6 protein-coding genes and 1 pseudogene are annotated in these 7,513 nt (G+C 52.4%); 1 reads left to right on the top strand and 6 read right to left on the bottom strand.

Annotated features, from left to right (window positions below; translation table 11 throughout):
• Positions 1-210: 210 nt before the first annotated feature.
• The 5 genes from ABF463_RS13205 to ABF463_RS13185 all read right to left on the bottom strand — a co-directional run bounded on the left by ABF463_RS13205 (position 211) and on the right by ABF463_RS13185 (position 5,955).
• Positions 211-3,495: a beta strand repeat-containing protein gene (locus tag ABF463_RS13205; protein WP_415534284.1), complete on the bottom strand. Its 3,285-nt coding sequence runs from the start codon at positions 3,493-3,495 to the stop codon at positions 211-213.
• Positions 3,482-4,012, bottom strand: a complete 531-nt coding sequence (locus ABF463_RS13200; protein WP_415534282.1) for a hypothetical protein — start codon at positions 4,010-4,012, stop codon at positions 3,482-3,484. Before ABF463_RS13200 ends, ABF463_RS13205 begins: the two co-directional genes overlap by 14 nt.
• Positions 4,013-4,190: 178 nt before the next feature.
• Positions 4,191-5,153, bottom strand: a complete 963-nt coding sequence (locus tag ABF463_RS13195; RefSeq protein WP_415534280.1) for a helix-turn-helix domain-containing protein — start codon at positions 5,151-5,153, stop codon at positions 4,191-4,193.
• Between the two features lie 169 nt (positions 5,154-5,322).
• A complete protein-coding gene (locus ABF463_RS13190) occupies positions 5,323-5,463 on the bottom strand; it encodes a Maff2 family mobile element protein (RefSeq protein ID WP_415534278.1) in 141 nt (46 codons plus the stop codon).
• Between the two features lie 120 nt (positions 5,464-5,583).
• Positions 5,584-5,955 carry an SLOG family protein gene (locus ABF463_RS13185; RefSeq protein ID WP_415534286.1) on the bottom strand — a complete coding sequence of 124 codons (372 nt, stop codon included), beginning with the start codon at positions 5,953-5,955 and terminating at the stop codon, positions 5,584-5,586.
• Positions 5,956-6,182: 227 nt separating this feature from the next.
• On the opposite strand from ABF463_RS13185, the gene ABF463_RS13180 reads away from it, so the two are divergent.
• Positions 6,183-6,425, top strand: coding sequence for a helix-turn-helix domain-containing protein (locus ABF463_RS13180; protein ID WP_415534276.1), 243 nt, complete (start codon positions 6,183-6,185; stop codon positions 6,423-6,425).
• A gap of 67 nt (positions 6,426-6,492) precedes the next feature.
• Here ABF463_RS13180 and ABF463_RS13175 read toward each other — a convergent pair.
• A pseudogene (locus ABF463_RS13175) lies at positions 6,493-7,311 on the bottom strand (VirD4-like conjugal transfer protein, CD1115 family); the annotation flags it as partial.
• Between the last annotated feature and the right edge of the window lie 202 nt (positions 7,312-7,513).

The following is a 7,513-nucleotide window of genomic DNA, read 5'->3' as shown; positions in this document are numbered from 1 at the left end:
CCTTTAAGATGAAAGCAAAATATAAATAGAATTGATATATAAAAAGGCCACCACATTTCTGTGATGGCCTTGAAAATACCTGGTTTTTGATAATTCCAAATAGATTTTGAATCAGCGCATGATCACCAAACCCGTAAAACTCTGTCGGTCATAGGTGCAAGCTCCAATGTATTTTCTTTTGAAATATCCGCCGACTCCATGTACTTGCAATTATCCTTTATTTGTTTGGCGTCTGAAAATTTTCCAGCGCTTCCTGTGAATAGCCATGAGCATGGCTGCCGAGCTGCCGCCCAACAATGTCAAAGGCATAAATGGCCAGTTGTCCGAGCCGGTTTTCGGATTCGGAACAGGCGGTGAAGAAGCGCCAAGCTGGGCGATGGCGTAAAAGCTGAAATGTGTTGTATCGAAAATCAGATAACCGTCCTCCTGTGTCGCACCCATGTCCACCAGCTTGTTGCTCTCTGAATCATACCAATAGACATGCAGATTGCCGCTCATACCGGAGGGGATTTTGACTTTCACCTTGATCTTTCCGACGAAATTCTCAATAGGGTTACCATTCTGGTCAAGCAGTTTGAGATCGTACAGCACAAGATTTTTCAGATTGCCGAGAGAAGTGTCACCGCTGACGAGCTTGAAAACGGCGGTATATTCTGTGTTTCCCGTATCCGATTGGGAACTGCCGAGAGAAACGGAGGTCACGCCGGATGGCAGTGTCACACCGGTAAGGTCGAACGAAATATCGCCGGAGCTTCCGGTGAGATTCGGACTGACCGCGACCTGTACCTTGCCTGTGCAGGGCAAATAATCATCCGTGTCTTTGGGCGTGAAGGTCACTTCATATTCGCCCGACGAGGCGATGACTGTATCGGGATTACTCCATTCAAAGCTGCCGTCCACACTGCCCTTGCCGCCCGTGAGCGTGCTGGAGGAAAGCTTTCCGACTACCGTGATATTCCCGGCTGCCGGGAGTGCCGTAATCCTTGCTGCCGCTTTGCCGACCGTGATTGTCATTGTAGCCGCAACCGCGTTATAGTTGCCGTCTGCCGCTTTGTTCGCAGTGATGGTAACGCTCCCGGCCTTCTGTATATGCACCTTGCCGGTGTCGGCCTCCACGGTGGCAATATCGGCGTCACTGGAAGCGTAAGTGATCGCGCCGGAACCCTGACCGCCGGAAGCGGTCACGGCAAAATCCGCGTCGCCATATATTTTACTGATGCCGGAGGACGGGAAACCGAACCCGGTCTGGTTTTGTTTGCTCACGCTGTAGCCACCGAGCGTCGCGGCAGCGGAGCAGACATAGTTTTCACCTGAGGAAGCCGGAATGTATTCCGCCGTGAGGCTGTGGCTGCCGTCCGATACGTTGCTCCATACCGTCTGCGCCGAATAACCTCCGTTACCGCCGGTGACCGGCACATTCTGCGCAATCACGGTGCTGCCGTCCCGGAACGTAACGGTGCCCTGCGGAAGATCGACCGCACCGGACACGGAAGCGGTAAGCGTCACATTGGACCCGGCGTTCGCCGTATCATGGGGACTAGCGGTCAGTGTGAGCACGATGGCTTTTTGACCGATTGTGAACGTCTTCTGAACTTCACCTGCATAGCCGCCAATGCCCGTCACCTTCGCGGTCGCGGTTCCCGCCGCCGTGTTGCCGGAATAAGATACGCTATAATCCGTGCCCTCTGTAAGCGTCGCCGCTCCGTCCGTGACGGTTATACCCGGCTTGATGGCGCTGCCGGTGTAGGTCTGCGCGGCAATGTCCGTGACCATGGCATCCGTCAGGTTTTTTTGCACGGTGGTGAAGAAGCTGACATGGGGCTCCACCATGTTTCCCGCCGTGTCCATAAATTCATAGATGGTGACGGGGTACTCGGTGTTATAGGAAAGCCCGGGAAGCGCATAGGTCACGGTTTTGTGCGCCGCATCCCATGAGGGATTCATCAGCAACGCGTTATCCAGCATTACGGTGCCCGTCGACGCGGCATCCATCGCCTTGCTGAAGGTGACGGACAGAGAAGCCGTGCCGACCGATACACCCGTTCCGCTTGGTGTGACCGCCGTAACCGTGGGCGCTATGGTATCCACCAGAACGTTGGAGGTGGGCGCGGTGTTATGGCATACAAGCTGGGCGTTGGCGCCCTGCGCGCTTTGAATCGTCCCGCCGTTCAGCATGATTGTGTTTCCGAGCGCGACACCATCCGTATCGCTGTCGCCTGGGGCAACCGTGTAGCGAAACGTCAGGGCGGAAGTGCCGCTACCGGACAGATAACCGGCTTTTACGGTTGAGCTGCCCACTGTCAGCGGCAGATACGGCGTACCGCTCGCCGAATTCACAGTCACGGCCCCGTCAAAATTCACGACAAAATCCAGATTCTTGCCCGCCCCGTAAACTCCGCTTGCCGGGGTGGAAACAGAGGTGATCTCGGGCAGTCCGTACAATGTGCCGGACGCATTCGCCGCGACGGAGCCGGAATAGCTGTGTGCCAACGTGGTGGCCGAAGTGACCGTCGCGTTGGACGGCAGCCAAAGATAAATCTTTCCGTTCGCGTCGGTGTACATATCACTCATGCCGTAGGGAAAGCTTGCTCCTGTGGTGAGGGCGGTAACTGCCGTTGCCGAACTCACGCCGCTTAGCGTAACAGTGGTCAGATTCGCCGGCATAGTCTTGCGGCTATCACAATAAACAGTCGGCCCCATGCCGCCGTTTCCAACAGAGACCGACCCACCGGTGATGGTGCAGGAGCCGCCTGCGCCGACGTTACCGCCATAAATATATCCCCCACCGCCGATGGCGTTGCCTGCCTCACCGTTCAAAGCGGCTCCGGCCGCCGCCGTCACCGTGCCGCCATTGATGGTCACCGTGCCGCCGGAGCCACCGGGGCCGTTATAACCCACCCCGCCGCCGATGCCAGCGGCGTCGATGCCGCCCTGAGCCGTGACTGTGCCGCCGGTGATGGTCACATTGCCGAGGCCGACGCCTAAGCAGCCTCCAATACCCGCGCCCATGTCATTTCCGGTGGCCGTGAGCGTGCCGGTGCCGTCTGCTGTGCCGTCCTTGATGGTCAGCGTCGAGCCGTCCGGGCAGTTCAGTCCGGCATAAACTACACCGCTTGCGAGGGTGTTGGTGCCGACCAGCGTCAAGGTGACGGTTGCGCCAGCTATATCGCAGGGACAGCCTCCTGTCTCGGATAAGCGGATACTCACATTATAGAGTGTGATGTCAGCCGTGACGTTGCTGCACACCTTGACGGTATTGCTTGTTGTTGTGCCGGTGATCTCGATCTGCTGTGTGGCCGGGATGATGACGTTCTGCGATGCCCCGTAGGTCACATTCAGATTTCCGCCATCCGCGTTGTTGATAATGATATTACCCTCCGACACGTCGAAGGTATAGTGGGCCGGATCGCTTACCGCCAGCGCCGTCGCGGGCAGCATAGCAAAGGCCACCGCCGCGCACAGCAGCAGACTTACATATTTTTTAAACAACTTCATTTCTTCTGTCCTCCTTCTTTTGATGTAGCCTTTCCATGAATATTACCACGCCGATGGACACATGACCCGTGTCCGTTCCAATCGGGAAAAGGAGCGCGCGTTGATACTGAGAGGAAGAGCTCCTCCTGCCTGCCTTTTCGCTGACGAAAATATCCAGCGGGTCGGATAGTCTTGCCAGAAAAGTTTCCTTCTCCTGAAACACCTGTTCCACGGCGTCCAGAAGCGGGAGGTTGTCATCCGTAATGCGGCCCAGAATGTTGTGGCTACCGGAAATCAGGTCGGCGGCATAGACCCCTGTTTCCTGCGAAAAAGCATGATTCACATAGGTCAAAGTCCCGTCCTGCCGATAGGCCGCCGTGGGATATGGAAAATCATCCAGAACGGGAAAACCATCTTCACGGACAAGCCGCCCGATATGATCGATCAGCGTTTCCTGCGCCTTTTCTTTTTCCTGTATTGCCCGCACCATTTCGACAAGCTCATCGATGGACGGACTTCCGATTTTCGCAGCTTTCATCACGTCGCCACCTTTCAATCATTTTGTGCCGCTCTCATTGTAGACACTTCTCATTGTAGACACTTTCAGAAGCAACGGCTATCGAATCCGTGCGGTCTTTTTGCATCTGAGTGCTATTTTAAATAGGAAAGCGCCCAAAACCACGACCGGGTTTTGAGCGCTTTATCCGCCTGTATCTTTATTTCGCACACATCATGGACTGATATTGAGAGGGGGGCATTCCAACCTTTTCTTTAAAAATCTTTGCGAAGCTTCCGCTGAAATCCGCACCGCATGCGGCAAACGCCTGTGCCACGGATAAATTGCCGTCGCATAGCTTTTCTTTGAGCTTTTGAATTTTGATCTCCTGATAATAATTGTAGGGTGTCATGCCCGTATGCTGCTTGAATAGGCGGGTGTAATGATACCGGCTGATATGAATGGCATCCGCCAGCCGGTCAATGTTAAATTCCTCTTTCCAGTGAGCCTCTATATATTCTTTACCTGCCATGATCTCCTCCCGGCCCTGATACTGCCGGGAAGTGACGAAAACGGTCACGATATATAGAAGTTTGCCTTTGTCATCCCTGATCGGGAAAGCAGTAATATTCTGAAAAACACTCTCGGAGGGAATCTCTTTGTCGTCGCCATATTTTTCGATAATTTCCTGATACGGAACCTTGATGTCGTAGGCTCGGACGGCTTCTCCCCGGTATGCCCGCAAAAGGAAATCCTTGAGACCCCACCGCTCCATCTCGGGAGCGAGCAGCACATTGTGCCGTTGATAGAGCCTTTCCGGATGCGATATTTGAGAGAAGCGTAAAAACTCGTCGTTCGCCCAGAGAAACGTACCATCCGGGGCACAGACATGCATCGGGTAAGGAAAACAGCGGAACATCTCCGCAAACATGCCTTTATCTTCATGCAGAGAAGGAAACGGGGTTTCACCATCGGCTGGCGCAGAATCATCCTGTGGTTTTACGCTTTGCTCGGAATCACGTTTTCTCCGCCCGTCAAAAGGCTTGGAAGCATCCTGTGGAATCAGCCACAGATTTCCCCGCTTGACTGCGCCCGCAATTCGACCGGCAACCACCTGATATGTGACCGCCCTTGTGGACACGCCCCACCTGTTTGCGGCTTCTTTAATCGTCATGAAGTCCATAAACCCGCCTCCGTTATGAGGTAATCTTTGTATATCAGAATACTTCATGTGAATGAAGAATGCAACGGTAGATACGAAAAAAGCTCTCTAGGCAAAGTGAAACCGCCGCACTTTAATATACAGGGCGGCGGTCTCACATTTCCGTCTGTTGACTTATCTGCTTGTTTCCTTATGGAATCTGCGCATTTGCGGCAGCGTTGTCCCCACCGTAGCCTTCCATCAGATTGACGCCGCCCCATACGGCAAGGCCCGCGCCGAGGGCGATTACGATAACTTCCAACGTACCCATTGCGGAACTGATAAAACTCATAGACTGTACCTCCGTAGTAGTTTTGATGTGAGGGCATACAAAAGCCCGCTCGAAAAATTCCGAACGGGCGCTGATGAAAACACGATAAACTTGTCACGGTCGCTTACGGCGGGAGGACTTTTATTCCGCAACACCGATAAGACGCACCCCTTTTCTTCTTGCATACTGCACGGTTTGCCATGTGCCTCCGCGTTCATGCCGCAGGGCGTAAATGCAGTAGTTGGCGTGATCGACCAAATACTGATTGCGGCGTTTCATGCACCCGGGGCGGTATGTATCAGATAAACACGTTACGCTGTCCGCTTCGGTCAGCAGGCCGCGATACAGTTTTTGTTCGCGCTCCGACCAAAGCGCGTCCTGATCCTTGCATGGCAGGATGAAATCCAGCCGCAGATCATTGCCTATTTCCTTTTTAGAAACGATCAGGGCGGCGGCGATCAGATCGAAGCCCCTCGCGCCGCCGCACAGGAAACGCGTGACGCCATGCCGGATCAGGCCATTTACTTCCTCGTTCAGACGCAGTATGATGTGTTCAATAGCGTCTTGCGGCAGATTGCGGTGGCCGGTAAAACAACAGGTTTTCGATTCCGTAAAAAGCTCCTTTAATTAGCGGTTTATCACTATATTAGCACGAAAAGCGTAGTTAGTGAAATGTCGCTAATGTTAAGGCTCCCAGCCATATATCATTATATAGTGATATATCGTCGGGAGGGATCATTATGAACACACATCAGGCAGTCGCACGACGTATTTTGCAGCTATGCCGAGAACGCCAGATTACGCCAAACGGATTGAGTAACATTGCGGCGGTTTCGCAATCAACGATCAAAAGCATTTTGAACGGGGAAAGCCAAAACCCCGGCATCGTCACCGTCAAAAAGATTTGCGACGGCTTTGGCGTCACGTTGGGCGAGTTTTTCAGTACTGACGAATTTAACCGGTTGGAACAGGAAATTCGATAAACCTCTGCCCGCATTATCCGACATACGGTGGCATCCGTCAAAGGCGCCGCTTTGAGCGGGGCTTGCCTTATCCTGCCTCTACTTCATAAACGTCGCAAGTTTCCCAACCTTTCAGCTTTGCGCCGGTATCCAGAAATTTTTCAATATTAAACGCGTTGCGCTTGCTGAAATCGGACAGGTACTTATAATTGGGATGCTTTGTAATATCGTACTTCTTGGAATGAAAGGGTCGCACGCCGCCGATCTGCAAAATGCACTCGTCGCGCGGCATAACGGCAATTTCGTCAAGATCCATGAGGGTACGGCCCAGCGTCTGGTAGCTGATGCCGGACGTTTTCTCCCGTCCTCTGTTTTCGCTGGTGTTAAACAAGTTAATGGTCTCTTTACCGAGCTTTTCCGTGAGATCTTTTAATGTGGTTTTGCTGGAACCGCCGAGAAAAGGATAACTGTCGCAGTTATCGAGGATGGTATCCATGTTATCTTTGTAAATGGCTTTGAGCTGACTTTGGGACTGTAAAATGATGGACGCCGAGATCTTCCGGCTTCGGATGGTGGCAATCAGCTTTTCAAACTTTGGGATTTTGCCGATGTTGCTGAACTCATCAAGCAAACAGCGAACATGCACCGGTAGTATGCCGCCGTATTCATCGTCGGCCTTGTCGCACAAAAGGTTGAAAAGCTGGGAATACATCAGTGCGACAAGAAAGTTAAATGTATCGTCCGTGTCGGAGATAATGACGAATAGAGCGGATTTTACATCCCCCAGCGTATCCAGTTCCATTTCATCGTAGGACGTGATCTCCCGGATTTCCGCAATATCAAACGGAGCCAACCTTGCGCCGCAGGAAATAAGAATCGATTTTGCTGTTTTGCCTGAGACGAATTGTCAAGGACTTTTTCTTTTTATCAAAAATAAAAGCCCCGCAACGGAAAAGCACTCCGTTACAGGGCCGTATGTTTTTTGTATAGCCAAACTTTAAACTAATGAATTCGCCTAAAAGAGAGAGTTTTAGCCTCACGTTCTGGATAATGGAAAAATAATATTAACGACACTATAATAATTACCGCTTAGTGGATTTACTCAATAT

It is taken from the genome of Ethanoligenens sp. (assembly GCF_047718355.1).
Taxonomy (GTDB): domain Bacteria; phylum Bacillota; class Clostridia; order Oscillospirales; family Ethanoligenentaceae; genus Ethanoligenens.
The sequence above is the reverse complement of the archived record's forward strand: the minus strand, read 5'-3'. Positions and strand labels throughout refer to the sequence as shown.

What these genes read in the sequence shown, in the direction of transcription:
- ABF463_RS13195 (WP_415534280.1), bottom strand. Translation starts at nt 5,153, where the DNA reads ATGGACTTCATGACGATTAAAGAAGCCGCAAACAGGTGGGGCGTGTCC.
- ABF463_RS13205 (WP_415534284.1), bottom strand. Translation starts at nt 3,495, where the DNA reads ATGAAGTTGTTTAAAAAATATGTAAGTCTGCTGCTGTGCGCGGCGGTG.
- ABF463_RS13190 (WP_415534278.1), bottom strand. Translation starts at nt 5,463, where the DNA reads ATGAGTTTTATCAGTTCCGCAATGGGTACGTTGGAAGTTATCGTAATC.
- ABF463_RS13200 (WP_415534282.1), bottom strand. Translation starts at nt 4,012, where the DNA reads ATGAAAGCTGCGAAAATCGGAAGTCCGTCCATCGATGAGCTTGTCGAA.
- ABF463_RS13180 (WP_415534276.1), top strand. Translation starts at nt 6,183, where the DNA reads ATGAACACACATCAGGCAGTCGCACGACGTATTTTGCAGCTATGCCGA.